General features: G+C 72.3%; 25 protein-coding genes. 6 read left to right on the plus strand and 19 right to left on the minus strand.

Annotated features, from left to right (window positions below):
* Positions 1–23: 23 nt before the first annotated feature.
* On the minus strand, positions 24–1,109 hold the full coding sequence (locus tag OHA72_RS61865) for an S-(hydroxymethyl)mycothiol dehydrogenase (protein ID WP_327005348.1): 1,086 nt from the start codon (positions 1,107–1,109) through the stop codon (positions 24–26).
* A gap of 49 nt (positions 1,110–1,158) precedes the next feature.
* Here OHA72_RS61865 and OHA72_RS61870 point away from each other — a divergent pair, with 49 nt between their 5' ends.
* Complete coding sequence (locus tag OHA72_RS61870) at positions 1,159–2,790, plus strand: RecQ family ATP-dependent DNA helicase (protein WP_327005349.1); 1,632 nt, start codon at positions 1,159–1,161, stop codon at positions 2,788–2,790.
* 70 nt (positions 2,791–2,860) lie between these two features.
* Here OHA72_RS61870 and OHA72_RS61875 read toward each other — a convergent pair whose 3' ends face one another.
* From OHA72_RS61875 to OHA72_RS61955, 17 genes are all read right to left on the minus strand, one after another.
* Positions 2,861–3,748: a DMT family transporter gene (locus OHA72_RS61875; RefSeq protein ID WP_327005350.1), complete on the minus strand. Its 888-nt coding sequence runs from the start codon at positions 3,746–3,748 to the stop codon at positions 2,861–2,863.
* A 10-nt stretch (positions 3,749–3,758) separates the two neighbouring features.
* Positions 3,759–4,589, minus strand: a complete 831-nt coding sequence (locus OHA72_RS61880; protein WP_327005351.1) for an AraC family transcriptional regulator — start codon at positions 4,587–4,589, stop codon at positions 3,759–3,761.
* Positions 4,586–5,329, minus strand: a complete 744-nt coding sequence (locus OHA72_RS61885) for an energy-coupling factor ABC transporter ATP-binding protein (RefSeq protein WP_327005352.1) — start codon at positions 5,327–5,329, stop codon at positions 4,586–4,588. Before OHA72_RS61885 ends, OHA72_RS61880 begins: the two co-directional genes overlap by 4 nt.
* The gene (cbiQ, locus tag OHA72_RS61890) at positions 5,326–6,090 is read right to left on the minus strand and encodes a cobalt ECF transporter T component CbiQ (protein ID WP_327005353.1); all 765 of its coding nucleotides are present in this window, start codon (positions 6,088–6,090) and stop codon (positions 5,326–5,328) included. The genes OHA72_RS61885 and cbiQ overlap by 4 nt, the downstream gene beginning before the upstream one ends.
* A 1-nt stretch (position 6,091) precedes the next feature.
* On the minus strand, positions 6,092–6,448 hold the full coding sequence (locus OHA72_RS61895; protein WP_327005354.1) for a PDGLE domain-containing protein: 357 nt from the start codon (positions 6,446–6,448) through the stop codon (positions 6,092–6,094).
* An 8-nt stretch (positions 6,449–6,456) separates the two neighbouring features.
* Positions 6,457–7,158 (minus strand): energy-coupling factor ABC transporter permease, encoded by a 702-nt coding sequence (locus tag OHA72_RS61900; protein WP_327005355.1) that lies wholly within the window; start codon positions 7,156–7,158, stop codon positions 6,457–6,459.
* Between the two features lie 64 nt (positions 7,159–7,222).
* Positions 7,223–7,543, minus strand: a complete 321-nt coding sequence (locus tag OHA72_RS61905; RefSeq protein ID WP_327005356.1) for a hypothetical protein — start codon at positions 7,541–7,543, stop codon at positions 7,223–7,225.
* A 57-nt stretch (positions 7,544–7,600) separates the two neighbouring features.
* On the minus strand, positions 7,601–8,800 hold the full coding sequence (locus OHA72_RS61910; protein WP_327005357.1) for a cytochrome P450: 1,200 nt from the start codon (positions 8,798–8,800) through the stop codon (positions 7,601–7,603).
* Positions 8,801–8,838: 38 nt separating this feature from the next.
* Positions 8,839–9,525, minus strand: coding sequence for an ABC transporter ATP-binding protein (locus OHA72_RS61915; RefSeq protein WP_327005358.1), 687 nt, complete (start codon positions 9,523–9,525; stop codon positions 8,839–8,841).
* 22 nt (positions 9,526–9,547) lie between these two features.
* Positions 9,548–10,279 carry an ABC transporter ATP-binding protein gene (locus OHA72_RS61920; RefSeq protein WP_327005359.1) on the minus strand — a complete coding sequence of 244 codons (732 nt, stop codon included), beginning with the start codon at positions 10,277–10,279 and terminating at the stop codon, positions 9,548–9,550.
* Positions 10,272–11,228: a branched-chain amino acid ABC transporter permease gene (locus OHA72_RS61925; protein ID WP_327005360.1), complete on the minus strand. Its 957-nt coding sequence runs from the start codon at positions 11,226–11,228 to the stop codon at positions 10,272–10,274. The genes OHA72_RS61920 and OHA72_RS61925 overlap by 8 nt, the downstream gene beginning before the upstream one ends.
* On the minus strand, positions 11,225–12,100 hold the full coding sequence (locus tag OHA72_RS61930; protein ID WP_327005361.1) for a branched-chain amino acid ABC transporter permease: 876 nt from the start codon (positions 12,098–12,100) through the stop codon (positions 11,225–11,227). Before OHA72_RS61930 ends, OHA72_RS61925 begins: the two co-directional genes overlap by 4 nt.
* Before the next feature lie 5 nt (positions 12,101–12,105).
* Positions 12,106–13,287, minus strand: a complete 1,182-nt coding sequence (locus OHA72_RS61935; protein WP_327005362.1) for an ABC transporter substrate-binding protein — start codon at positions 13,285–13,287, stop codon at positions 12,106–12,108.
* A 66-nt stretch (positions 13,288–13,353) separates the two neighbouring features.
* Positions 13,354–13,929, minus strand: a complete 576-nt coding sequence (locus tag OHA72_RS61940; protein WP_327005363.1) for a GTP-binding protein — start codon at positions 13,927–13,929, stop codon at positions 13,354–13,356.
* Entirely contained in the window at positions 13,926–14,321 is a 396-nt protein-coding gene (locus OHA72_RS61945; protein ID WP_327005364.1) for a roadblock/LC7 domain-containing protein, read from the minus strand. Before OHA72_RS61945 ends, OHA72_RS61940 begins: the two co-directional genes overlap by 4 nt.
* 58 nt (positions 14,322–14,379) lie before the next feature.
* The gene (locus OHA72_RS61950) at positions 14,380–17,157 is read right to left on the minus strand and encodes a sensor histidine kinase (RefSeq protein ID WP_327005365.1); all 2,778 of its coding nucleotides are present in this window, start codon (positions 17,155–17,157) and stop codon (positions 14,380–14,382) included.
* A gap of 324 nt (positions 17,158–17,481) precedes the next feature.
* Positions 17,482–18,138: an aldolase/citrate lyase family protein gene (locus OHA72_RS61955; protein ID WP_327005366.1), complete on the minus strand. Its 657-nt coding sequence runs from the start codon at positions 18,136–18,138 to the stop codon at positions 17,482–17,484.
* Positions 18,139–18,260: 122 nt separating this feature from the next.
* Here OHA72_RS61955 and OHA72_RS61960 point away from each other — a divergent pair, with 122 nt between their 5' ends.
* Together OHA72_RS61960 and OHA72_RS61965 are read left to right on the plus strand one after the other, a co-directional pair.
* On the plus strand, positions 18,261–18,701 hold the full coding sequence (locus OHA72_RS61960; RefSeq protein WP_327005367.1) for a hemerythrin domain-containing protein: 441 nt from the start codon (positions 18,261–18,263) through the stop codon (positions 18,699–18,701).
* Between the two features lie 43 nt (positions 18,702–18,744).
* Positions 18,745–19,623 carry a helix-turn-helix domain-containing protein gene (locus tag OHA72_RS61965; RefSeq protein ID WP_327005368.1) on the plus strand — a complete coding sequence of 293 codons (879 nt, stop codon included), beginning with the start codon at positions 18,745–18,747 and terminating at the stop codon, positions 19,621–19,623.
* 22 nt (positions 19,624–19,645) lie between these two features.
* Here the strand turns inward: OHA72_RS61965 and OHA72_RS61970 are convergent, their stop codons facing one another.
* Positions 19,646–20,368 carry a TetR/AcrR family transcriptional regulator gene (locus tag OHA72_RS61970; protein WP_327005369.1) on the minus strand — a complete coding sequence of 241 codons (723 nt, stop codon included), beginning with the start codon at positions 20,366–20,368 and terminating at the stop codon, positions 19,646–19,648.
* 70 nt (positions 20,369–20,438) lie between these two features.
* Here OHA72_RS61970 and OHA72_RS61975 point away from each other — a divergent pair, with 70 nt between their 5' ends.
* From OHA72_RS61975 to OHA72_RS61985, 3 genes are all read left to right on the plus strand, one after another.
* Complete coding sequence (locus tag OHA72_RS61975; protein WP_327005370.1) at positions 20,439–21,956, plus strand: fibronectin type III domain-containing protein; 1,518 nt, start codon at positions 20,439–20,441, stop codon at positions 21,954–21,956.
* An 84-nt stretch (positions 21,957–22,040) separates the two neighbouring features.
* Positions 22,041–24,620: a fibronectin type III domain-containing protein gene (locus OHA72_RS61980; protein WP_327005371.1), complete on the plus strand. Its 2,580-nt coding sequence runs from the start codon at positions 22,041–22,043 to the stop codon at positions 24,618–24,620.
* 61 nt (positions 24,621–24,681) lie between these two features.
* A complete protein-coding gene (locus OHA72_RS61985) occupies positions 24,682–25,665 on the plus strand; it encodes an AAA family ATPase (protein WP_327011909.1) in 984 nt (327 codons plus the stop codon).
* Positions 25,666–25,673: the final 8 nt, after the last annotated feature.

Below are 25,673 nucleotides of genomic sequence, written 5' to 3' on the forward strand. Positions count from 1 at the left end.
ACCGGTACATCCCGATAAGTGCGTTACATGACGATGACGGTGCGCAGGACCGACCCCGCCTCCATCTCGTGGAACGCCGCCTCCACGTCGGACAGGGTGCCGGTCGCGCTGACGAAACGGTCCAGCGGCAGCCGGCCCTGCAGGTACAGGTCGATCAGCATCGGGAAGTCCCGCGAGGGCAGGCAGTCGCCGTACCAGCTGGACTTGAGCGAACCGCCCCGGCCGAACACCTCCAGGAACGGCAGGGTCAGCTGCATGTCGGGCCGGGGCACGCCGACGAGCACCACCGTGCCGGCAAGGTCACGTGCGTAGAAGGCCTGCTCGTACACCTGCGGCAGCCCGACCGCCTCGATGACGACGTCGGCACCGAAGCCGCCGGTCAGCGCCCGGACCGCCTCGACCGGGTCGGTCTCACGCGAGTTGACGACGTGGGTCGCGCCGAACTCCTGCGCCCACGCGAGTTTGCGCACGTCGACATCGACGGCGATGACGGTGCTCGCGCCGGCGAGGACCGCGCCGACGATCGCGGCGTCGCCGACCCCGCCGCAGCCGAAGACCGCGACCGTGTCACCGCGCCCGACGTTGCCGGTGTTGAGCGCGGCGCCGAGGCCGGCCATGACCCCGCAGCCGAGCAGCCCCGCGACGCTCGCCGACGCCCGCGGGTCGACCTTCGTGCACTGCCCGGCGGCGACGAGGGTGTACTTGAGGAACGCACCGATGCCGAGTGCCGGCGACAGCGGGGTGCCGTCGGCGAGGGTCATCTTCTGTTTCGCGTTGTGGGTGTTGAAGCAGTACCAGGGGCGTCCCCGCAGGCAGGCGCGGCATTGCCCGCAGACGGCCCGCCAGTTGAGCACGACGAAGTCGCCGGGCGCGACGTCGGTGACGCCCGGCCCGACGGCCGAGACGATCCCCGCGGCCTCGTGGCCGAGCAGGTAGGGGAAGTCCTCGCCGATGCCGCCCTCGCGGTAGTGCAGGTCGGTGTGGCAGACGCCGCACGCCTGCACCTCCACCACCGCCTCGCCGGGGCCGGGGTCGGGGACGATGACGGTTTCGAGGCTGACGGGCTGGCCTTTGCCCAGTGCCACCACGCCTTGCGTTTCGATAGGCATACCCCCCGTCCTACCAGAAGGCAGCCATACCCATGGTAGTAAGAGCGGCATGACGGACGACCTGCGGCGCATCGCGAAGGAACGCTTCGGCTGGGATCGCCTGCGCGACGAGCAGGTCAAGGCCATGGAGGCGCTGATGGCGGGGCGCGACGCCCTGGCCGTCCTGCCGACGGGTGCGGGCAAGTCCGCGATCTACCAGGTGCCTGCGCCGCTGCTGCCGGGCCCGACGATCGTCATCTCGCCGCTGCTGGCGCTGCAGCAGGACCAGATCGCGTCGCTGACCGCCCGCAACCAGGCGTCGCTGCAGGCGGTGCGGCTGTCCTCCGCCGAGGGCAAGACCGAGCGGGCGGAGGCCCTGGAGGCGCTGCGGGCCGGTGACGCCGAGTTCGTGTTCCTGACTCCTGAGCAGTTCGCCGACCCGGCCCGCGTCGCGCAGATCAAGGCGCTGAAGCCGAGCCTGGTCGCGGTCGACGAGGCGCACTGCGTCTCCGCGTGGGGGCACGACTTCCGCCCCGACTATCTGCAGCTGGGCCAGTTCATCCGGGAGCTGGGCCGCCCACCGATCGTCGCGCTCACCGCGACGGCGTCGCCGCCGGTCCGTGACGACATCGTCGAGCGGCTCGGGATGCGCGATCCGGAGATCGTCGTGACGGGCCTGGACCGGCCGAACCTGTTCCTGGAGTCGGTGCACTGCCCCGATGAGCAGACCCGTTGGAGGCGGCTGCTCGGCCGGTTGAAGGAGACGACGCCGCCGGGCATCATCTACGCGCCGACCCGCCGCGCCACCGAGGAGCTCGCCGAGCGGCTCGTCAAGGAGGGCATGCCCGCCGTCGCGTACCACGGTGGCATGAGCGCCGGCGACCGTGAACGCGCCCATGAGGCGTTCCTCGCCGACGAGGTCGAGATCATGGTCGCGACGACCGCGTTCGGGATGGGCATCGACAAGCCCAACATCCGCTGGGTGAACCACATCGCGCTGCCGGACTCGCCGGACTCCTACCTGCAGGAGATCGGCCGGGCCGGTCGCGACGGGCAGCCGGCGCAGGTGCTGCTGCTACACCGCACCGAGGACACCGGGCTGCGCAAGTTCTTCACCAACGTGTCCGTCGACCGCGAGGAGGTCAGCTCCCTCGCGGCGCTGCTGCGTTCCGTCGCGCCGGACCCGATCACCCGCGACGAGTTGGAGGAGCGCACGGGTCTGGGCGCCCGCAAGCTCGGCCAGCTGCTCAGCCTCCTGGAGGAGGTCGGCGGCGCGCAGCTGCTGCACGGCAGCAAGGTCAAGGCACCCCGGTGGGCGCCGACCCCGGCGCGGTCGGCCGAGCTCGCCGAGGCGCAGGCCGAGAAGCAGCAGACGGTGTCTCGGTCCCGGCTGGACATGATGCGCAACTTCGCCGAGACGGAGCTGTGCCGCGGCCAGACGCTGCTCGCGTACTTCGGTGAGCACCTCGACGGCACCTGCGGGCACTGCGACAACTGCCTGGACGGCAGCGCGCAGGCCGGTCTCGACGCCGCGGGTGACGTGCCATTCCCGATCCACTGCGAGGTCCGGCACGGCGAGTGGGGCAAAGGTGTCGTGCTGTCCTACGCGGGCGAGCAGATGACGGTCCTGTTCGACAACGTCGGCTACAAGACGCTGTCGGTGCCGGTCGTCGAGGAGCACAAGCTGCTACGCCGGGTCTGACGCCGTGCCGAGCAGCCGGCGGACGCGGTACACGACGGTCTGCAGCCGGTTACGGCCCGTCGCCGGCGTCTCATGAGACCGGGGCGGGTTCGGGGTCCGGGGCGGCCTCGGTGCCGGCCTTGCGGCGGGTGGCGAGGAACGAGCCGGCGAGGATCAGCGCGAACGCGCCCACCGTCAGCGGCGTGATCTCCTCGTGCAGGACGAGGGCGCCGAGAACGACCGCGACCGCCGGGTTGACGAAGGTGATGACCGTGGCGCGCACCCCGCCGACCTCGGCGATCAGGGCGAAGAACAGCACGAACGCGAGCGCGGTGCAGACGACGGCGAGGGCGACGGCGGCGAGGGCCGGGCCGAGGGTCACGGTCCGGGCCAGGGACGGCAGGTTCGGCACCGCGACGGGGGCGAACAGCAGCGCGCCGGCGATCAGGGACGCGGCGGAGACACCGTAGCGGGGGACGTCGGCCAGCCAGCGTTCGATGATCAGGGGGCCGGCGGCGTAGCAGACCACCACGCCGAGCAGTTCCAGGAGCGGGACGGCGCCGCCGGTGCCGCCGTGGAAGCCGACGAGCAGGCCGACGCCGGCGAACCCGGTGAGGAGTCCGGCGACGCGGGTGCCGGCGAGGCGTTCACGGGCGATGAGGGCGGCGACGAGCGGGACCCCGGCGATGACCAGGCCGGTGAGCGAGCTGTCGACCTGCTGCTCGGCGTGCGACAGCAGCAGCCAGGGCACGCCGACCTCGACGACGGTGTAGGCGAGCAGCGGCAGCCACGGGCGCATCGACGCGCGGAGTTCCTTGCGGTACAGGGCGATCGGGAGCAACAGGAGCGCGCCGAGGGCGGTGCGGATGAAGACGAGCTCGGCGGGGCCGATGTCGCGGACCGCGACCTTGATCAGCAGGTACGGCACGCCCCACACGACGGACATGGCGATGAAGAGGATCCATCCACGACGACTCATGGCGACAGCGTCACGCGGCGGTGCGCACCGGGTCTTGAACGGCGTTGCGGAATGCGGCAGGGGTGACGCCTGTCACGCGCTTGAACCAGCGGGTGAGGTGGGCCTGGTCGGCGAAGCCGACGCCGCTGGCGACCTGGGCCGGGGCGACGCCGGCGGCGAGGAGGTCCCTGGCGCGGCAGACCCGCTCCAGGACGAGCCAGGTGTGCGGCGGGAAGCCGGTCGCGTCGCGGAAGACGCGCAGCATGTGGAACGGGGACAGGTCGACGCCGGCGGCGAGCTCGCGGAGGCTCGGCGCGTCGCGCAGGTCGGCCATGAGCCGGTCGCGGATCTCGGTGACCTTGCGCACCGCCGCCGCGTCGCGCGCCGACAACCCGGACACGCCGGACAGGCGCGAGCCGTGCCGGTGGACGACGGCGGCGAGCGCCCAGGTCAGCTTCGAGTGCGCCGCGAACATGTCGGTGCCGGCCGTCAGCGCCTCGTGCGCCGAGCGCACCAGGTGCACGGTGCGGGGGTCCTCGACGATCGCCTCGGCGAAGTGCACGCTGCGGGCGTCCTCGAAGACCAGGTCGGCGGGCGGGTAGAAGACCCGGTAGGCCCAGCCGGACGGGTCGGCGGCCTGGCCGTCGTGCGGCTCGCCGGGCTCCAGGATCGCGAGGCTCCCGACGCCCGCACGGTGCAGCGCGCCGCGGTAGTGGAACTGCTCGACCCCGCAGACCACCACGCCGATGGCGAACGTCGAGTGGCTGTGCCGGGTGAACGCGTGCCGCTGGTAGTCGGCGGTGAGCAGGTCGACCTGGAACCGCCCATCGTCCACGCGCGTCCACCGCGCGGAGTCGGTCATGCCGTCACGGTATACCCGAACGGCAGCTCCAGCCGGTGCCGTTCGAGCAGGTCGGCGTCGGCGAGCAGCTCGCGGGTGGGTCCGTCGGCGACGATCCGCCCGTCGTCGAGGATGACGGAGCGGGGGCACAGTTCGAGGGCGTACGGCAGGTCGTGCGTCACCATCAGCAGCGTCACCGGCAGCGACCGCAGGATGTCGGCGAGCTCCCGGCGGGAGGCGGGGTCCAGGTTGGAGGACGGCTCGTCCAGCACCAGGATCTCGGGGCGCATGGCGAGGACCGTGGCGACCGCGACCCGGCGGCGCTGGCCGAAGGACAGGTGATGCGGCGCCCGGTCCCGGGCGAAGCCCATCCCGACGGCGGCGAGCGCCTCGTCGACCCGCTCGGTGAGCTCGGCGCCGCGCAGGCCGAGGTTGGCCGGGCCGAACGCGACGTCCTCCGCGACGGTCGGCATGAAGAGCTGGTCGTCGGGGTCCTGGAAGACGATCCCGACCCGGCGGCGGATCTCCTTCAGCCCGGCCCGGTCGCGGGGGTCGACGGTCAGACCGCCGACCTCGACACCGCCGTCACCGGCGGCGTTGATGCCGTTGAGGTGCAGCACGAAGGTGGTCTTGCCGGCACCGTTGGGCCCCAGCAGGGCGACCCGCTCCCCCTGCGGCACGGTGAGGTCGACGCCGCGCAGCGCCACGTGCCCGTCGGGGTATGCGAAGTGCAGGCCGGTCACCCGCAGGGATGGCGTCACCCGAGTAACGCTACCGTCGCGATCGCCCCGGCGACGACGGGCACCGAGGCTGCGGCGGCCCACTGCCCGGCGGTCGCGCCGGCACCCGACAGCGCCAGGGGGATCCGCCCCTCGTACCCCCGGGAGACCATCGCCAGGTAGACGCGTTCGCCGCGTTCGAAGGCGCGCAGGAACAGGGCGCCGACGCCGCTGGCGAAGCCCTTGACCTGCCACAGGAAGCGGGGGTCGTAGCCGCGGGAGCGCTGCGCGATCCGCATCCGGCGACCCTCGGCGGACAGCACGTCGAGGTAGCGCAGCATGAACGTGGCGATCTGGGTGATCATGGTCGGGCAGCGCAGCCGGTCGAGGCCGAGCAGCAGGTCGCGTGGCGTGGTGGTGCCGGCGAGCAGCAGCGAGGAGAGCACGCCGAGGGTGCCCTTGGCCAGGATGTTCCACAGGCCGTAGAGTCCGTCGACGGACAGGCTCAGGCCGAGCCAGTGCACCCGCTCGCCGTGGCCGAGGAACGGCAGCGCGAACGCGAACAGGATGAACGGCAGCTCGATCAGGGAACGCAGGGCCAGTCGGCCCAGGCCGATCCGGGCGATGGACGCCACCACCACGACGACGGCGAGGTAGCCGCCGAACGCCCACAGCTCCTCGCGCGGCGTCGCCACGACCGCGACCGTGAACAGGACACTGGCGGCGATCTTCACCTCGGGCGCGAGGGCGTGCACCGGCGAGTGCCGGTGGACGTACAGCGCGTGGCTGTGGCCGGCGCCCATGTCAGGCGGTCTGCTTCTTGCGGTCCTTCGTGCCGGCGCGCAGCAGCCAGAAGACGCCGCCGCCGATCGCGAAGGTGGCGACGACCCCGATCACCCCGGACAGGCCGGTGGACAGGAACTCGTTGCCGACGCCGCGCAGCCCGTATCCGGCGAGGGGGCTGTCCTCGGTCTGGTTGCCGGTCTCGCCCTGCGCCATGCAGGTGCCGCCGGTGATGTTGCCGGCGGCGTCGAACGTGCAGCCCTCACGGGCGACCGAGTCCAGGCCGTCGGGGTGACCGGAGGCGAAGTTGCTGACCACGCCGGCGAGCAGCAGCGCCGCGAACAGGCCGCTGAGGATGAACCAGGTGCTGCGCTTCATACCGCGTTTCATACGGAGACCGCCTCACGGGTGACCGGACGTTGCAGGTTGCGCACCGCGTAGACCAGGTCGGGGCGGACCTTCGCCACGTAGGTGACGGTGAGCGCGGTGATGACGCCCTCGCCGAGCCCGATCAGCGCGTGCGAGCCGGCCATCACCGCGGCGATCGCGCCGAGGGAGCGGTCGATGTCGACGGCGCCGCCGAGGAAGTACTGCAGGACGAAGCCCTGCGAGGCGACGGTCACCGACACGACGCACGCGATGACGGCGGTCGCGGTCAGCGCCCAGGTCGTGCGCGGCAGGACCCGCAGCAGGGTCGCCACGAGCAGGTAGCCGGCGGCGGTGCCGAGCAGCGCCATGTTGGTGATGTTCAGCCCGAGCGCGGTGACGCCGCCGTCGCTGAAGATCAGCGCCTGCACGACGAGGACGATCGAGACGCAGATGGCGCCCAGGTAGGGCCCGACCAGGATGGCGGCGAGGGTGCCGCCGAGCAGGTGGCCGCTGACCCCGGGCAGGATCTGGAAGTTGAGCATCTGCACGGCGAAGATGAACGCCGCGACCAGCCCGGCCATCGGCACGAGGCGGTCGTCGAGCTCGCGGCGGCCCTGGACGAAGCACAGGCCGAGCCCCGCCAGGGCGATGGCGGCGAAGAGCAACGCGATCTGGTTGTCGATGATCCCGTTGGAGATGTGCATGGCAACCGCAGGCATGCACAGCAGCTTATTGCCGAATCGGCGTTGTTGCCAAGAGCTTGCAACAACGCCGACACGAACTTCACGCGAGAATTCTGGTGTCCCTGGTCGTCGGGATCGCGTCGGCCAGGTGAACACGGTCCCGGCCGCCGTGTTTTGCGTGGTGGAGCGCCTCGTCGGCACGGCCGACGACCTCGTCGGCGGCCTCGACCCCGTCCCAGCGGACCAGGCCGGCGGAGAACATCTGACCCTGCGGGGTGACCTCGCGCAGCCGGCCCAGGACCCGCAACGCCTCCCGCGGGGAGGCGAACACGAAGTCGCCGGTCGACCACAGCCCGAGGCCGGCCGCGACGCAGTACCAGACCGACGGCCGGACCGGGCGGTTGCGCCGGATGCCGGCCACGACCATGAGCGTGCAGGACGCCGACAGCGCCGGGTGCACGTGAGGCGTTTGCGGGTCCTACCAGGTGACCGGCAGCGACTCCACGCTGCGCACGATCATGCCCTGCTTGAAGCGCAGCGCCTCGTCGGGCACCGCGACCCGCACGCCCGGCAGCCGGGTGAACAGGCCGCGCAGCGCCTCCTGCAGCTCCATGCGGGCAAGCTGGGCACCGAGGCAGTGGTGCACGCCCGCGCCGAACGACAGGTGCGACAGCTCCTTGCGCGTCACGTCGAGGCCGCCGGGCTCGTCGTACACCTCGGGATCCCGGTTGGCCACGGCCAGCGCCGGCAGCACGATCGCCCCCTTCGGGATCGTGACCCCGCTGAGCACGACGTCCTCGGTCGCCACCCGGGGCAGCGAGGTGGCGCCGTCGCCGAGCTGCACGAAGCGCATCAGCTCCTCGACCGCCCCGGGGATCAGCGAGGGATCGGCGCGCAGCCGGGCGTCCTGCTCCGGGTAGTGGCGCAGCGTCAGCAGGATCATGGTGATCTGGTTGGCGGTCGTCTCGTGGCCGCCGATGAGGATGCCGAGGCTGAGGCGGACCAGCTCCGCCTCGGTGAGCTTGTCCTGCTCGTCGCGGGCCGCGATCAGCGCCGTCATCAGGTCGTCCTCGGGCTTGGCCCGCTTGAGGGCGATCAGGCCGGCGAAGTACTCCCCCATCGCCTGCAGCGCGGCGCCCATCACCCGCGGGTCGGATCCGGGGCCGCCGAGCAGCGTGTCGGACCAGCCGTGGAACGTGGCCCGGTCCCCCGCGGGCACGCCGAGCATCTCGCAGATCACCCGCACCGGCAGCGCGAGGGAGAAGTTCTCGACCAGGTCGGCCGGCTGCGGCAGCTCGACCAGCGCGTCGATCAGCTCGTCGACGATCTTCGCCGCGTTGGGACGCAGCTGCTCGACCCGGCGGGCGGTGAACGCGCGCGCGACGAGCTTGCGCAGCCGGGTGTGCTCGGGCGGGTCCATACCGATGATCGAGTCGGTGGCGAGCGCGCCGAGCCCGAAGTCGGCGGCGGAGGTGGTGGAGGCGGCCGCCGCCGCGCGGCTGAACCTCGGGTCGACCAGGACGGTGCGCACGTCGGCGTAGCGGGTCACGACGTAGGCGACCCCGCCGTCGGGGGTGTCGATCCTGGCGACGGCCTGGTCGCGCTGGATCTCGGACAGCGCGGGCAGTGGCGCGTAGAGCGTCGGCGCGTTGGGCAGCGGGAAGGACAGTGTCGTCATGGAGAGCTCCCTGCTCCGGAGAGTGACTCCATGACAACCTATCGAAACATGGAAATTCCTGCCGCCCCTTCGGTGCTCTCGTCGCCACGTTCCGTGACGGTGCGCAGGACCCCGTTCACCAGGTGGACGAGCTGGTCGGTGACGGCGCGGGCGTGCTCGGGCTGCTGCTCGACCAGCAGCACGGTCAGGCCGGTGCGGATCAGCTCCGCCACGACGGCCCGGACCCGGGCCGCGAGGTCGACGGCGAGCCCCTCGCACGGCTCGTCGAGCAGCAGCAGCCGCGGCTGGGTCAGCAGCGCCCGGGCGATCGCGAGCATCTGCGCCTCGCCGCCGGAGAGCTGGTTGCCCTTGTGGGTGAGCCGCTCCCCGAGCCGCGGCAGCATCTCCAGGATCCGCGGCACGGTCCATTCGCCCTTGCGCCGCGACAACGCCAGGTGCTCGGCGACGGTGAGACTGGCGAACACCCGGCGGCCCTGCGGCACCAGCGCGACACCCGCCCTGGCGATCCGGTGCGCCGGCCGGCCGGCCAGCTCCACGTCGCCCAGCCGGATGCTGCCCGAACGGGCCTTCACCAGCCCGGCGATGGTGTGCACGAGGGTGGTCTTGCCGGCCCCGTTCATCCCGAGCACGGCCAGGGCCGCGCCCTCGGGCACGACCAGGTCGACGCCGTGCAGGACGGTGCCGCCGCCGTACCCGGCGTGCACGCCGGCGATCGTGAGCGTCATGGCGCGACTCCATAGGCTGCCATCATGGCGCGACTCCCGCGTAGGCCGCCGCGACCTCGGGCGACGATCGGGTTTCCGGGACGGTGCCGGTGTGCACGTGCCGCCCCGAGTGCAGCACGGTGATCCGGTCGGCGAAGCCGTAGACCAGGTCGAGGTGGTGCTCGACCAGCAGGATCGCGACGGTGAGCGGCAGCGACGCCAGCAGCGACGCGAGGATCTCGACCTCCGGCGGGGCGAGGCCCGCGGCGGGCTCGTCCAGCAGCAGCAGCCGCGGCTCCCCGGCCAGCGCCATCGCCAGCTCCAGCTGCCGGCGCTGCCCGTGCGAGAGCGCGCCCGCCAGGGTCTGCTCCACGCCGGTCAGCCCGACCCCGGCCAGCAGCTCCCGGGCGTGCTCGCGGGGCTTGGCACGGCGACCGGCGCGCAGCCGCCCCCATGGCAGGCGCGCGGCGACGAGCACGTTGTCCAGTGCGGGCAGGCTCGACCAGACCGCCGGGTGCTGGTGGGTACGGCCGACGCCGAGGCGGGCCCGGCGGGCCGGGGCAAGCCTGGTGACGTCCCGTCCGTCGACCCGGATCCGCCCGGTCGTCGGTCGCAGCGACCCGGCGATCAGGTTGAGCAGGGTGGACTTGCCGGCGCCGTTCGGGCCGATCAGCCCGACCCGGTCGCCGGGCGCGATCCGCAGGTCGACCCCGTCCAGGGCGGCGAGGTCACCGTAGCGGCGGCCGAGGCCGTCGACCTCGAGCAGGTCACTCATGTGCCGACCGCTTTCCTAGCAGGCCACGTGGCAGGAGGTACACGCAGAGGATGAACAACCCGCCGAGCACCAGCGGCGCGTGCCCGGCCATGGATCCGCCGAACCAGTCGCGGCTCGCGATCCAGTCGCGGGTCGCGACGACGAGGCCCGCCCCGAGCAGCGCGCCGACGAGCGAGGTGGCGCCGCCGATCACGACCGCGAGCAGGACGAGCGCGGAGATGTCGAAGCCGCCGGCGCCGGGTGAGACGTACCGCTCGACGGTGACCAGCAGCGAGCCCGCCGCCCCGGCGAGGGCACCCGCGGCCACGTAGGCGACGGTGAGGTAGCCGGCGACGGGATGCCCGCTGGCCTGCATCCTGGCCTCGCCGTCCCGCGCGGCGCGCAGCAGCGCGCCGGCCGGTGAGCGCAGCACCAGCAGCATGATGCCGACCAGCACCGCGACGACCGTGAGGACGTAGAGGTACGTGGCCCGGTCGGTGCTCAAGGTGACCAGCCCCGGCAGCGGCGCGGGCGAGGCGAAGGCGAGCATGCCGTCGGTGCCGTTGGTGACCGGCTTCCACCGTCCCGCGACGGTCATGGTCAGCTCGCCGAGCGCCAAGGTGATCATGAGCACCACGACGCCCCGGGCGTAGACCACGAGCGGCGCGGTGACCAGGGCGAACAGCGCCCCCGCCCCGGCCGCCGCGAGCAGCTGCACGGCGCCGATCGAGACGTCGTGCCGCACCAGGGTCGCGGCGGTGTACGCGCCGACGAGATACGGCGCGGTCTGCCCGAGCGTCGGCAGGCCCGCCACCCCGGTGAGCAGCGCGACGCTGACGGCGAGCAGCCCGAGGACGAGGATGCTGGTGAGGGTCTTCGTGGCGTAGTCGTCCAGGATCCACGCCATCGGCAGCAGCACGGCGATCAGCGCCGGGAAGCCCAGCGGCGTCAGCCGCTTCAGTACGCTCATGTCGCACTCCGCCCGGAGGTCAGCAGGCCACGGGCCCGGGCGGACAGCACGACGGCCATCGCGCCGAACAGCAGGAACGGGGCGAAGTCCTGGGTCGCCTCCGAGGTCACCCCGAGGGTCTGGATCTCGCCGACCGCGATCGCGGCGACCAGCGCGCCGCCGATCGAGCCGAGCCCGCCCAGCACCACCACGACCAGCGACAGCATGAGCACCAGGTCGCCGGTGCGCGGCCCGGGCCCGATGATCGGGGCCCCGAGCGCGCCGGCGAGCCCGGCGAGGGCGCCGCCCGCGGCGAGGACGCCGGTGCGCACCATGAACGGGTTGACGCCCAGCGTGGCGACCATGTCGCGGTCGTCGACGGTGGCCCGCACGAGGCTGCCGACCCTGGTCCGGGCGACGACGACGTACAGTCCGGCCGCGATCAGGGCGGCGACGCCGATGAAGGCGAGCCGGTAGCCGGGATAGGAGTGCCCGGCGATGTCCACCGGCCGGTCCAGGACCGCCGGGACGGTGACCGGCAGGTCGTCCGGGCCGAAGATGCCGACGAGCAGGTCGCCGACCACGAGCGCGACGCCGAACGTCAGCAGCGCCTGGGCGAGGTGTCCCCGCCCGGCGAGCGGCACCAGCAGCGCCGACAGTACGGCGCCGCCCGCCGCCGCGGTCGCGGTGCCGACGAGCACCGCGAGCGCGAGCGACAACCACGTGCCGTCGCTGATCTTCGCCGCCGCGTAGGCGCCGAAGGCGAACAGCGTGCCGTGGGCGAGGTTGAGCACGTCACCGACGCCGAAGGCGAGGGTGAGCCCGGCGGCGACGACGAACAGCAGCAGGCCGTAGGCCACGCCGTCGACCGCCGGGATCAGGTACGCGTCCAACTCGGTCAGGCACCGACCGTCGCGAGGTCCTGCACCATGACGTTGGCGAGGGCCCGGCCGTCGTTGCGGACCTGCCGCAGGTACCACTTCTGGATGGGCGAGTGGGTCTGCGGGCCGAACTGCCAGTTGCCACGCGGCGAGGGGATCTGGCCGAGCTTGCCGACCGCGGCGTTGATCGACTCGGGGGTCGGGTTCTCGCCGGCCGCCGCGATCGCGCGGTCGAGGACCGCGGCCGCGTCGTAGGACGCCATCGCGTACGTGGTGGGCGTCGCGTCCGGGTGCTTCTGGCGCCAGGCGGCGACGAACTTGCGGTTCTCCTCGTTGTCGAGGTCCGGCGAGTAGTTGCAGACGTTCAGGATGTTCTTCGCGGCGTCACCCTGGGCCTGCAGCACCGAGCCCTCGGTGAGGAAGCCCGCCGAGTACAGCGGGATGTCCTTGGCGTCGGACTGCGCGTACTGCTTCACGAAGTCGATCGCGGCCTTGCCGGCGTAGAACGTGTACACGGCCTTGGCGTTGCTCGCCTTGATCTGCGAGAAGAACGGCAGGAAGTTCGTCGTCGTCGGGAACGGCGTGAACGTCGCCTTGCCGTTGACCAGCGTGCCGCCGAGCTTCAGGAACTCGGTGGTGAAGCCGCCGACCTGGTCGTAGCCACCCTGGTAGTCCGGGCCGATCGCGTAGACCGGGCCGTTGACCTTGTCCTTGATGTACTGCGCGATGGACTTGCCCGTGTCGGTGGACATGAAGCTGGTCGTCCACACGCCGCTGAGGTCCTTGAGGTCCGGACGGCCGTTGGAGCCGATCAGCGGGATCTTCGCCTCGGCCAGCAGCGGCGCGACGGCCGCGACCGAGCCACCGCCGACGATGCCGGTCAGCGCGACGACCTTGTCGTCCTTGATGAGCTTGGTCGCGGCGGGCACCGCGGTCGGCGCGCCGTCGCCCTCGTCGGCGATCTTCAGGTCGATCGGGTGGCCGCCGAGCTTGTTGTCGTGCGTCGCGAGGTACAGCTCGAAGCCGCTCTTCAGGTCGGTGCCGACCGCCTGGTACGTGCCGGTGAGCGAGCCGAGGAAGCCGATCTTCAGGGTGGAGGCGGCGGCGCTGGAGCTCTTCGCGTCAGAATCGGCGCAGCCGGCGGCTGCGAACAGCAGCCCGGCGGCAAGCGCCGCGCTGACCAGCGATCGTCGTTGCATGGTTCTCCCCTATGTGTCTGTGCGTTCGCGGTTGGTGAAACGGTTCAATGGGGGTACGCGCGGAGTTCAGCGACGAGCGCCGGTGCGCTGCGCGAGCGCGTGCTCGGTGACGGCGACCAGGATCTCCTTGGCCGACGCGCGCGAGCGGACATCCGCGTTGATCATCGGTACACCACGGTTGACCGCGAGGGCGTCGCGGACGTCCTCCAGGTGGTACCGGGCCGCGCCTTCGAAATGGTTGACCGCGATGACGTACGGCAGCCGCCGGTTGTCGAAGAAGTCGATGGCACCGAAGCAGTCGGCGAGGCGCCGCGTGTCGGCGATGACCACCGCCCCGATCGCGCCGCGGCACAGTTCGTCCCACATGAACCAGAACCGCTTCTGCCCGGGCGTGCCGAACAGGTAGAGCACGAGGTCCTGGTACAGCGTGATGCGGCCGAAGTCCATGGCGACGGTGGTGCTGCCCTTGTCGGGCACCAGCGTGGCGTCGTCGTGGCCGAGGCTGGCCGCGGTCATCACGGCCTCGGTCGTCACCGGCGGGATCTCCGAGATGGCGCCGACGAGCGTGGTCTTGCCGGCGCCGAACCCGCCCGCAATGATGATCTTTACTGCGGTGGGCCGGCCGCGTCCTGGACTCGTCACGCCGGTGCCCCACGAACCGACGGCGACAGCGCGTCACCGATCCGGTTGGCCAGCTCGGTCATCTCGTAGGACACCTTGCCGACGTCGGCGTGCGGTGAGGCGAGCACCAGCAGCGACGCGCCGTCGCTGAACGCCATGCAGAACATGAAGCCGCCGTCGAGCTGGGTCACGTTGGACACGACGTTGCCCGCCTCGAAGAACCGCGCCGCGCCGGCGAGCAGCGCGACGAGCCCGCTGCCGGTGGCGGCGAGCTGGTCGGCGCGGTCGCGCGGCAAGGCCCGGGTATGGGCCAGGACCAACCCGTCGGTCGAGATCGCCAGCGCGTGGCTGACGTCGGGGGTGCGGCTCGCAAAGTTGTCCAGCAGCCAACCGAGATTACTCGGGTCGGTCACAGAAATGGTCCTCTCTTGCTGTTCTTCGTGCGTCAGGAGCCAGTCGGCCCTTCGTGCTTCAGGAGCCGTTCGGCCGGCGACCGGCCACACCGCGGGCGTAGGCGGACATCGCGGCGGCGACCTTGGTGGGGTCGCGTCGCGGTGTGGTGGAGCGGTCAACCTGCGACGGCACGGCGGCGCCCGGGACCAGATGACGCTGGGGTGCGCGGACCGGCAGGCCCGACGCGGTGACCGTGCTGACGTCCGGCGTGGCCGCCTGCTGCGCGGCGCGCCAGCCCGCGTCGGCGCTGGACTCCCAGTTCGGGGGCTCCTCCACGACGGGGACGGCGGCGACGGTGTACCCACTGGGGACGGCGACCTCGACCGGCACCTCGGTGGTGCGGAACCAGCCGTTGACCGACTGGAAGATCGGCAGCTCGATCGAGTCGTCGGCGTCGGCGAGGATCGAGGGCACGTCCGGCTCCGGCAGCGGCGGCCAGGCACCCGGCCCCGGCGGCATCGGCGTCGCGGCGTGGTAGTCGCGTGGCGGCGCGTAGTCCTGCACGGCCGCGAAGCTCTGCGTCTGGTCCTGCGAGTAGTCCTGGGTGTAGTCCGCCGCCGGGCTCGGCGACGCGACCCGGTACTCCTGGGTGGGCACGTCGAACAGGCTCGGCGGTGCGGTGCGCGGCGCGGGCGTGAACAGCTCCGCCGCGATCGGGCGGGCCGGGGCACCGCCGTTGCCGTTGCCGTTGCCCCCGCTGGTGGTGCTGTAGCCGGCCGGCGGACCGGCGGTGACCGCCGGTGTGAGCTGCGGCTGGCGCTCTGCGGCCATGATCGGGCGGAACACGTCCTTGGGGATGACCACCTCGGCGAGGGTGCCGTTGTGCTGGCCGGGCCGCAGCTGCACCTGGATCTGGTACCGGGCGGCGATGTGCCCGACCACGGTGAGACCCATGGCACGCACGGCGGCGATGTCGATCGCCGGCGGCTGGGCGAGCAGCGCGTTGAGCTGCTCGCGCCGAGACGGCGCCAGGCCCACACCCTCATCGACGATCTGCAGGATGATCCGGTCGCCGAGGGCACGGCCGGTGACCCACACCTCGGACTCCGGCGGCGAGTAGCCGGTCGCGTTGTCCAGCAGCTCCGCGAGCAGGTGCACGATCTCGTCGACCGCCTCGGCCACGACGGCGACGTCGTCGTCGACGCTGCCGAAGCGGACCCGGGTGTAGTGCTCGATCTGCGAGATCGCGGCCTGCAGGACCTTGCCCATCGGGGCGTCCTCGCGCCGGACGCGGGCCGCGCCGGAGCCGCCCAGCACGAGCAGGCTCAGGTTGATCCGGGCCATCCGGGTGGCGAGGTGGTCCAGCTGGTACAGCTGCTGCAGCCGGTCCGGGTCGGTCTCGTCGCGCTCGACCCGGTCGACCTGGGCCAGGACGGCGTCGACCAGTCGCTGCTCGCGGCGGGACAGGTGGACGAAGATCTCCGCGACGTTGGAGCGCATGACGGCCTGCTCACCGGCGATGCGGACCGCCTCGCGGTGCACCGCGCGGAACGCCTGCGCCACGTCGGCGACCTCGTCCGCGCCGCCGACGACGAGCCTCGCCGAGGCCCTGTCCGCGACCTCGTCCGGGTCGACCGTGCCGGGCGCGGCCGCCCGCAGCTCCGCGACGACCATCGGCAGCTGCTCGTAGGCGACCTCGCGGGCCGCGTCGTGCAGGGCGCGCAGGCGCCGGGTGATCCGCCGGGCCACGACACCGGTGAGCACGATGGCGATGAGCAGCACCAGGGTGACGCCGGCGATCTGGATCCCGGCCTGGGTCACCTGCTCGTCCTGCAGGTCACCGACCCTCCCGACGATCGCGTCGTCGACCTTCTGCTGGACCCCGAACAGCAGGCCCGACCAGCCGGACATCGCGTTGATCCAGCCGCTGGTGTCCAGCGTGAACTGCTGGCCGGGGCGGGCGCGGTTGACCTGGTCCTGCAGCCGCTGCGCGGCGATGACCTGCTCACCGGTGCTGGCCTGTTCGTACCAGCTGCGCCACTCGGCCGGGGCGAGGTCGTTGAACTGGACCGTGGCCTCGACGAAGCTGGTCCGGGTCGCGGTGATCTCCTGCTGGAGCGCGGGGGTCAGCTCGCCCGCGGCGACGGCGCGAAGGACGGCCGCCTGCTGCTGGCCGAGCGCCTCCGCCGCGCGGGACAGCGCGGCCGCGGCGCGGATCTGGTCGGCCAGCTCGGTCGGGGCGCCGGAGCGGGCCACGGACTCCCGGTAGGACAGCAGGTCGGCGATGAGGATGCGGTAGCTGAACGCGATCCCCGACACCGACGCGCGCTGGTCCGTCCGGACCTGCTTGCGCAGGCCGGCCAGGTCGTCGAGGTTGCTGTCGACGCGGCGGACCACCTCGGGCGCGCCGCTGATGCCGGCGCGGCTGTCGCGGTACGCCTCGACGTTGTCGTCGGTGATCATCACCTGCGACGTGTAGGCCTCCAGCTGCGCCGGGGCCGGGTTGAGCAGCACGTTGACGGCCGCGGCCCGCTCACGCTGCAACGCGTGGGCGAGACCACCGGCGTCGGACGCCAGTTCGGCGAACTCCTGCAGCTGACGGCTGCGGTTCACCTGCTGCACGGTGGACACCAGCGCGATGCCGGCGAACACCACGACGGCGACGAGCGGCAGGGCGACGATGAGGCGGAGCTGGTCGATGATGCGCCGCCCTGTGCGCTCACGCCGCTCACGGGGATCGCGCTCGTGCGCGGTTCCGATGGCAGCATGACGCGTCGGGCGGCGATCGGGACTCAGCCGAGGGTCGCGCTCCTGCCTCGGGACGGGCAGCGACGACGAGCTCTGGCTTTGGGTCACGAAGAGTCCCCGCAGGCATCCGAGATTGACAATACGGGTCAGTCCTGACAAGCAGGCGCATGACGTTGAGCACAATCACAGCTCGGCCGATCGGTGTCAATACCGACGTCCCTGATGCAGCGCCGAACGCCTCGTTTTTCCTCATCCGTTGGGTCGGTGTACCTGAACCCATACGGACCCTAACGGCTGCCGGGGGCCCAGATTCCCCTGCCCGGGGGACGCCCGGCGCAACGCCGACGTTTCCGGGTTTTTACGGTACCGAAATACTTACACAACGCATTGTCGACAGTACAACGGGTTAGCGTTTGTCGTCAGGTACATAATTCAAGCCAATGTCGATGCGTTTGCAAATACCTTGTTCGCGATCCGTACCTGCTCGTCGTCGAGGCAGGTCCGGCCACGGAAGCCCAGCCGCCGCAGGACCTGCGCCGACGGCTCGCATTCGGTGCCGGCGGGGCACGAGGCGGCAATCGGCGGCGCTATCCCGGCGGCCGCGCCGGCGATCACGACCATCGACCGGGCCCACAGCAGCTCGCGTTCGTCCTCGCCCGGCTCGACCCGCAGCTGCCGGACCAGCTGACCCTCGGCCAGCTGGAGCCGGGCGACCCGCGGGGCGCGGGCGATCTCGGCGGCCTGCAGCACCGCGGCCGCGGTCTCCAGCCGCGGGACCACCGCGATCCGGCCGACCGGCAGGCCGACCGCCTCCTCCGCCTCCGCGATGACGGTGCCGAGGGCGGCGAGCTCGTTGGCCGACTCCGCGGCGACGCAGATCCCGGCGAGCGCGGGCGACACCACGGCGCGGACGGCGTGCCGGCCCGGCTCTCCCACCGGCAGCCGCACCCAGACCGCGGGCCGGGCCACGGCATCGATCCACGACCGCACGCCGGCCGGCTCCCCGGCGCGTTCGAGGTCGACGATGAGCGCGTCCGCTTCACTACTTCCGACATTTCGGATATCGGGGACATACAGCCACGACCTCATGCTTCGATCATCGGCCCGGTGACGCTGCCCCGCACGCGGTGCGGTGCGGTTTGACCGTTTGGCCCCTCTTGTCGCAGGGTAGTCATGCAGGCTGAACGGTGACCGCGACGACAGGGGGAGTCATGGCATCCGACGCCGTCACGCTGATCATGAATGACCACCGGGTCATGGAGCAGCTCTTCGACCGGCTGCGCGCCGGGGCGGGCGACCGGCAGCTGCTGCTCGACGAGATCGCCGCGCGGCTCACCGCGCACAGCCACGCCGAGGAACTGCAGGTGTACCCGTCGCTGCCCGCCGGCGAGGCGCACCACGGCGCCGACGAGCACCACGAGGCGGAGCGGATGCTGCACGACCTGCAGCGGATGGGACCTGACGACGAGGGGTTCCCCGACCGCCTGGACGAATTCATCGCCACCGTCGGCCGGCACGTCGAGGAGGAGGAGACCACGTTCCTCCCCTCGCTGCGCGACGCCGTGGACCTCGCCGGGCTGATCGAGATGGGCGCCGCGTTCGAACAGGTCCGCCTCCAGGAGCTGGCCGTGGCGGGTATCAGCGTCTCCTGAGGCATTCCGCGCCGGGCCGGGCTTGGGTACAGTCGGCCTGGTCATGGTGCTTCTCGGCCCTTCTCCGACCGCGGCCGTCGATGCGGCGCGGCTCAGCGACCTGCCCGCGCACCGGGCGCCGCAGCGACCGCGTGACCATGTCGTCATCCTGGCCAGCACCGGGCAGGGCACCCACACGCTCGACTTCGTGACCCATGCCTGCCGCCCCGGCACCCTGCTGTGGGGGCGGCCAGGCCAGGTCCACCAGTTCGGCGGCCAGTCCGGCTTCGACGCGACCGTCCTGGCCTTCCCGCCCTCGATCCTGCCGCCGCTGCCGGTGCGGCTCGTGGCGGACCCGTTCGCCCCCGCCTGCTGGCAGCCCGCAGGCGAGGACGAGGAGGCGATCGTCGCGGAGGTCGCGCAGATCGCGGTCGACCGGGCCCGCAGCGACGGCGGCCACCTCAGCCGCACCCTGCTCGCGCACCAGGTCGCGGTCCTGCTGATGCGGATCGTCGCCCTGACGCCGGCGCCGCACACGGGCCCGGCCGCCGACCTGATCGAGCTGCTGCGGGCCGAGATCGAACGCGACGTCACCCACCGCCGGGTCGAGGACTACGCCGAGACGCTGCGGTGCTCGGTGCGCACGCTGACCAGGGCGAGTCTCGCGGTGACCGGGCGCAGCGCGAAGCAGCTCATCGACGAGCGGGTCGCCCTGGAGGCCAAGCGCCTGCTGGCCACGAGCGACCTGCCGGTCGCGGAGGTCGGCCGGGGGCTGGGCTTCGACGAGCCGACGAACTTCGGGCGCTTCTTCGCCCGCGAGACCGGCCAGGCACCGGGCGCGTTCCGGGCCGGGCTGCTGCGCTCCCCCGCCGCGCCGCGGGTGCCGCACCAGCGCTCATCGCTGCCGGGCCGCCTGACCCCGCTGACCCCTCGCACCGCCTGAGGCTCCCGCACGGCCGTGCGGCTCATGGGCTCAGCCGGCAGCCCGACGGGCCGTCGGGGACCGGGAAGGACAGTTCGCTCGCGGCCTCCTCGCGGCCGACGAACGGCACCAGCGTGAAGTACGCCAGCGTCGGCAGCAGCGCGGGCAGCTGCTCGACCCGGCCCGCGGCGACGTAGCGGTAGATCGTCGCGTAGATGCCGCCGACGACCGTCTCGACCAGCTCCTCCGGCATCGGCAGGTCGCTGGCGCTGGGCGCCTCCCGGAAGAAGCGGTCGAAGCGCCGCAGCAGCTCGGCGCGCTCCGCCCGGGCGAGCGGGCCGGCCGCGTCGATCTCCACCACCGCCGTGGTGGCGAACGCCGGCAGCTCCGCCAGGACCTGCAGCAGCACCCGCAGCGCGGCGCGGGCGCCGTCACGCCAGGCGGGTTCGGCGCGGTACGCGGACTCCATCAGGTGCAGCAGCAGGTCGGTGCCGTGACGGTACGTGGCGATCAGCGCGTCGTCCTTGCCGGCGAACAGCGCGTAGAACGCGGGCCGGGTCACGCCCGCGGCGCGGCAGATGTCGCTGACGGTCGCGTTGGCGTAGCCCTTCTCGGCGACGGTGTGCACGACCGCGTCGAAGAGGCGCTCCCGCTGGTTGGCCGCGACGACCTCGGGCGGCACCCTGCTGGGCCCGCGTTTGATGGCGCGGGCCGGGTCGCGCGCCTCACGGGCCCCGGGCAGCGGACTCAGCGGGTGATCTGCCATGTTCCAAGTATCGATCAGGCGCGCTGCATCGGGGTGGCGCCAGGGGTGCGCAACAGGGCAGAGTAACGGCGTGTCCTCGTCCGCCCAACTTGCCAACGCCGTGCAGGGTGCCCGCGCGGTGGCGGCGCAGGGAGACGTGCGGGGCGCGTTCGCACTGCTCGACCAGGCCCTCGACGGGGCCACCGGGGCGTTGGGCGGCGACGATCCGGACGTGCTCGCCGCGACCTGCGTGCTCGCGAAGTTCCACACCGACCTCGGTGAGCTCAGCGACGCCCGGCGGGTCCTGGAGGAGGGGCTCGCCGCCGGATACCACCGGCTCGGCGACGGGCACGCGGTGATGCTCGCGCTGTCCTACGAGCTGGCCCGCATCGCCGACGAGCTCGGCAACGTCTACGAGGCGAAGCGGCGCTACGGGCAGTTGGCCAGGCTCGGCCCGGCCGCGCTGGGCGAGGACCATCCGAGCGTGCGGGCGGCCCGGCGGTATCTGGGGCTGCCCGAGCCGGCGGGGGCGTTCCACGTGCCGCACCAGTCGGCGCCGGCGCCGTTCGAGCCGCTGTCCGCGCCGACCGGCACGACCACCGGGTCGCAGCCGGCGGGCACGGCGTCCCCGGCGCGGCCGGCGGGCGCCGCCTCCTCGGGCACGGCGTCCTCCGTGCGGGCGACGGGTGCGGCTTCCCCGGCGCAGACGTGGCCGGTGGAGCGCGGCGGCGCGCCGGCCGCGGACGACCGGCCGATCTTCCACCCGGAGCCCCGGCAGGAGGTCTGGCCGGCGCAGCCCGTGCAGCCGGCGCCGCTGTGGCGGCCGGACGAGCACGACGACTGGGACGAGCCGGTGTCCCCGCCGCGGGAGACCCCGCAGGAGACCCGCGAGGAGGCGCTCCAGGGCGCCGGCGGCGCCGGTTGGCAGCAGGTGGACCAGGGCGTGCTCCAACGCCCTGACACGTCCCCGTGGCCGTCCCCCGCCGACCCGACCAGCGGCGGCGCGTATCCCACCAGCGGCGGGGCCCACCCGACCAGCGGTGGTGCGTATCCGGCCGGCGGGGCGCTCGTCCAGCAGCGCACCCCGTGGACGCCGGACCAGGTCGGGCAGCCACCGTTGCCGGTGCTGCCCGACGACGGCGTACCGCGCCGCCGCTCACCCCTGGTCGCGCTGCTGGTGATCCTGGTCGTGGCGGTGCTCGGCGGGATCACCGCGGCCGTGGTGTCCTTCGTCGCCGCCCGCCCCGACCGGCCCGCCGCGCGGCAGGACGGCCAGGCGCCGCCGAGCGCGACCGCGGCCGCCCAGCCGGGAGCGGGTGCGAGCGGCACCACGGTCGGCAACGCGAAGGCGCCGGGCTCCCTCCGGCTGCGCGATGACAAGACGTCCATCACACTGACCTGGACCGATCCGTCGAAGGGGTCGGTGCCGTTCATCGTCGCCGGTGGGCAGCAGGGCGCGCTGCGGCAGCTGCAGGTGCTCGCCGCGGGCGCCACCACGTACACCCTGAACGGCCTCAACCCAAAGCTCGACTACTGCTTCACAGTTGCGGCGATCTATGGCACGGACAGCGTTGCGCTGTCAGATCTGGCCTGCACGCAGCGGAAGTAACGATCCGAACGGATCTAGATACGCCGGGTGTGCACCACTCATTGACAGGAATATGATGGGCGCCGGTTTCGGGGAGGGGGCCGCATGGTGAGCTTTCGTTCGCGCAAAGGCGGCGGACTGGTCACGCTCGGCACCGTCGTGGGCCTGATCGCCGTCCTCGGGCTGACGCTGTTCGGCACGGGCGCGGCCAACAACGCCGTGGCCAGCTATGACGTCAGCTCCTGGCTGTGGAGCAACGACAAGGGCGAGGTCGCCCGGGTCAACGGCGTCACCGGCAAGGTCGACACCCGCACGAAGATCACCGATGCGCAGGGCCACACCATGCAGGTGACCCAGAGCGACAGGTTCGTGATCCTGCGGGACCTGAACACCGGCAAGATCAGCGTGCTGGACCTGACCAGCCTGACGCTCGGCGCGACGACGCAGGCCACGCCGGGGCTCGGCGTCACGGTGGCCGTGCACGACGACGTCGCGTTCATCGTCGACACCGTGCAGGGGCAGGTGCGCCAGCTCGACCCGGCGACGCTGCTGCCGGTCGGCGAGACCGTGACGTTCCCGCCCGGGATCTCCGGCGGCACGTTCGACGACACCGGGCGGCTGTGGCTGCTGGTGCCGTCCGAGGGCACCGTCGTGGCGGTCAAGCCGGCGCCGACGAAGAAGCCCAGCGGCGGCGCGAGCGGCGGGCAGGGCGGCGGGCTCGTGTCCGACCCGACCAAGGTCAAGACCGTCAGCGTCGCCGACCCCAACCACGACCTGGCGCTGTCGATCCTGGACACCGGCGTCGCCGTGCTGGACAAGACCGCCACGACGCTGACCACTCTGCGCGGCGAGGCCCTCAAGAAGGTGCCGCTGCGCCTGACCGGCAGCGGCGCGATGCCGCAGCGCACGGTCGGCGGCGACGTGCCGGTGACCGTCGTGGACGACCGCCACGTCTATGTCGTCAACGGCGACGCGGTCAGCGACTTCACCGTGCCCGGCGAGAGCCCGAAGCTGCAGCCGTGCGTGGCGTGGTCGGGGCGGTTCTACTGCGCCGACGACGCGACCGGCACCGTCTACGTGCTGGACTCCACGGGCAAGCCGCTCGACGCGATCCAGATCAAGGCCGGCGGCAAACCCCTGGAGATCGAGGTCCGCGAGGACCGGATGTTCATCAACGCGCCCGGCGGGTCGACCGCGCGGGTCGTGGACCAGAAGCACCACGTGCAGGTCGTCGACAAGTACAACAACGACGTCGTCGGCGGCGACGCCCCGCCGGTGCCCCCACCGCCGCCGCCGGTGAAGCCGCCGGTCGGCCCGCCCGGCGCGCCGCCGCGAGTGACGGCGACGCCCGGCAACGCCTCGGCGCGGGTCACGTGGACCGCGGCGCCCGCCAACGGCAGCGCGGTGACGAAGTACGTCGTCGAGGGCGACGGCAAGCAGCACGAGGTCGGCGCGAGCCAGCGGGCGATCGACATCACCGGGCTGACCAACGGGCAGTCCTACAAGTTCACCGTCTACGCGGTCAACGCCAAGGGCAACGGCCCGAAGAAGGCGGCCAACCCGGTCACGCCGACGTCACAGGTGCCCGACGCGCCGGTGAGTGTCGCGGCGACCGCGAATCCCGACGGCACGGTCACCGTCACGTGGCCGGCCGCCAACGGGCAGGGGCACAAGATCGCCAGGTACACGATCACGACCGTGTCCGGCGACGAGTCGAAGACCTTCGAGTCCACCCAGCCGACGTTCAAGGTGCCGGCCGGCGAGCTGCCCTACGGCACGCAGGTCGCGTTCCGGGTCGCCTCGATCAACGACATCGGCGCGAGCTCCGGCCAGTCGCCGCTGAGCGCGTCGGTGGTGCCGTTCACGAAGCCGGGCGCGCCCGGCGGGCTGACGGTCCGGGCGGTCACCACGAAGCGGGGCACGATCGTGGCCGCGTGGCGCGCCGCGGAGGACAACGGCGCGCCGATCACGGGTTATGAGGCCACGGTCAACGGCGAGAAGCAGGACCTGGGCACCGGGCTGTCGAAGGAGTTCGGCGGCTTCGGCGACAACGAGCGGGTCACGCTGCAGATCCGGGCGGTCAACAAGGCCGGCGAGGGTGCCGCGACCAACGGCGCGGCCAACACGCTCGCCGCGCCGACGATGCGGGTCGACACCGGCAACAGCCGGGCCGCGCTGCAGTCGATCACGGTGGCGTTCACCGCGACCGACGGCGGCGGCGCGCCCGCGAGGTGCCGGCTCGACGTCGACGGCGTCGGCGCGGTGGAGAACACGTGCGGCGGCTCGCTGACCATGGGCGGCCTGTGGCCGAACACGGACTACAACTACACCGTCACGGTCACCAACGCGGCCGGGATGACCGCCGAGGGCACCGGCTCGATCTCCACGCCGGTGTACAAGGGCACCGTGGTCTGCGGCGACGCCACCTACTGCGGCCACGGCGCGTCCGGCGGCGGCATCTGGGTCTACCGGACCGCGACCCAGAGCGGCACATCGGTCGGCGACGTCTACGCTCCCGACAGCTACACCGCGATCTGCCAGACCAACGGCTCCAGCGTCAACGCGAAACCGTACGGCGGCAAGCAGAGCGCCGTCTGGATCAAGATCAATTTCAAGGGCGAGAACTACATCCCGTATGCGTGGTTCGACCTGCCGAACGGCACCGGACCGCTGAAACAGTGTTGAGCGCATGTCCGGCAGGAGCACAGTGAGCACACCTGAACCACCCACGGGGAACACGGCAACACTGCACGACCCGGGTCCGCCCGGCGCCGAGGAGATCGCGGCGTCGGCGGACCTGGTCGGCCGGCTCGCCCGCAACATCGAGTCGATCGTGCTCGGCAAGCAGCAGGTGATCCGGCTGACCATGACGGCGCTGCTCGCCGAGGGTCACGTCCTGCTCGAGGACGTGCCCGGGGTCGGCAAGACGACCCTGGCACGGGCCATGGCGGCCAGCGTGCAGGGACAGTGGCGGCGCATCCAGTTCACGCCCGACCTGCTGCCGTCCGACGTCACCGGCGTCACCATCTTCAACCAGGCGACCCGCGGCTTCGAGTTCCATCCCGGGCCGGTGTTCGCCAACATCGTCATCGCCGACGAGATCAACCGCGCGTCGCCGAAGACGCAGTCGGCGCTCCTGGAGGTCATGGAGGAGCGCTACGTCACCGTCGACGGCGTCCGGCACGCCGTGCCGCGGCCGTTCCTGGTCGTCGCCACGCAGAACCCGATCGAGATGGACGGCACCTACCGGCTGCCCGAGGCGCAGCTCGACCGGTTCCTGATGAAGCTCGCCGTCGGCTACCCGAGCGAGGCCGTCGAGATCGAGGTGCTGCGCGGCGCCGTGACCCGCTCGCCCGAGGCCCTGGACCCGGTCACCGACACCGCCGTGGTCGCGCAGCTGGTCCGGCTGGCCCGGCGGGTGCACATCGCGGATCCGCTGCTCGGCTATGCGGTGCGGCTGGGCAACGCGACCCGCTCCCACCCGCGGGTCCGCGTCGGTGTCAGCCCGCGCGGCATCATCGCGCTGACCCGGGCCGCGTCGGCGTACGCGCTCATCGACGGCCGCGGCTACGTCGTGCCGGAGGACCTCAAGGCCCTGGCCGAGGCGGTGTTCGCGCACCGGCTGCTGCTGTCGCCCGACGCGCAGGTCCGCGGCGTCGCCCCCGGCGACGTCATCCGCGAGGTGCTCGACGCCGTGCCGGTGCCCGTGCCGTCGGCCGTCGCGGCCTGACGAAGCGG

This window comes from Dactylosporangium sp. NBC_01737 (assembly GCF_035963215.1).
GTDB lineage: Bacteria > Actinomycetota > Actinomycetes > Mycobacteriales > Micromonosporaceae > Dactylosporangium.

Coding starts and splice junctions, on each gene's coding strand:
- OHA72_RS61865 (WP_327005348.1), bottom strand. CDS start 1,109: ATGCCTATCGAAACGCAAGGCGTGGTGGCACTGGGCAAAGGCCAGCCC.
- OHA72_RS61870 (WP_327005349.1), top strand. CDS start 1,159: ATGACGGACGACCTGCGGCGCATCGCGAAGGAACGCTTCGGCTGGGAT.
- OHA72_RS61875 (WP_327005350.1), bottom strand. CDS start 3,748: ATGAGTCGTCGTGGATGGATCCTCTTCATCGCCATGTCCGTCGTGTGG.
- OHA72_RS61880 (WP_327005351.1), bottom strand. CDS start 4,589: ATGACCGACTCCGCGCGGTGGACGCGCGTGGACGATGGGCGGTTCCAG.
- cbiQ (WP_327005353.1), bottom strand. CDS start 6,090: ATGGGCGCCGGCCACAGCCACGCGCTGTACGTCCACCGGCACTCGCCG.
- OHA72_RS61895 (WP_327005354.1), bottom strand. CDS start 6,448: ATGAAGCGCAGCACCTGGTTCATCCTCAGCGGCCTGTTCGCGGCGCTG.
- OHA72_RS61900 (WP_327005355.1), bottom strand. CDS start 7,158: ATGCCTGCGGTTGCCATGCACATCTCCAACGGGATCATCGACAACCAG.
- OHA72_RS61910 (WP_327005357.1), bottom strand. CDS start 8,800: ATGACGACACTGTCCTTCCCGCTGCCCAACGCGCCGACGCTCTACGCG.
- OHA72_RS61915 (WP_327005358.1), bottom strand. CDS start 9,525: ATGACGCTCACGATCGCCGGCGTGCACGCCGGGTACGGCGGCGGCACC.
- OHA72_RS61920 (WP_327005359.1), bottom strand. CDS start 10,279: ATGAGTGACCTGCTCGAGGTCGACGGCCTCGGCCGCCGCTACGGTGAC.
- OHA72_RS61925 (WP_327005360.1), bottom strand. CDS start 11,228: ATGAGCGTACTGAAGCGGCTGACGCCGCTGGGCTTCCCGGCGCTGATC.
- OHA72_RS61935 (WP_327005362.1), bottom strand. CDS start 13,287: ATGCAACGACGATCGCTGGTCAGCGCGGCGCTTGCCGCCGGGCTGCTG.
- OHA72_RS61955 (WP_327005366.1), bottom strand. CDS start 18,138: ATGAGGTCGTGGCTGTATGTCCCCGATATCCGAAATGTCGGAAGTAGT.
- OHA72_RS61960 (WP_327005367.1), top strand. CDS start 18,261: ATGGCATCCGACGCCGTCACGCTGATCATGAATGACCACCGGGTCATG.
- OHA72_RS61965 (WP_327005368.1), top strand. CDS start 18,745: ATGGTGCTTCTCGGCCCTTCTCCGACCGCGGCCGTCGATGCGGCGCGG.
- OHA72_RS61970 (WP_327005369.1), bottom strand. CDS start 20,368: ATGGCAGATCACCCGCTGAGTCCGCTGCCCGGGGCCCGTGAGGCGCGC.
- OHA72_RS61980 (WP_327005371.1), top strand. CDS start 22,041: ATGGTGAGCTTTCGTTCGCGCAAAGGCGGCGGACTGGTCACGCTCGGC.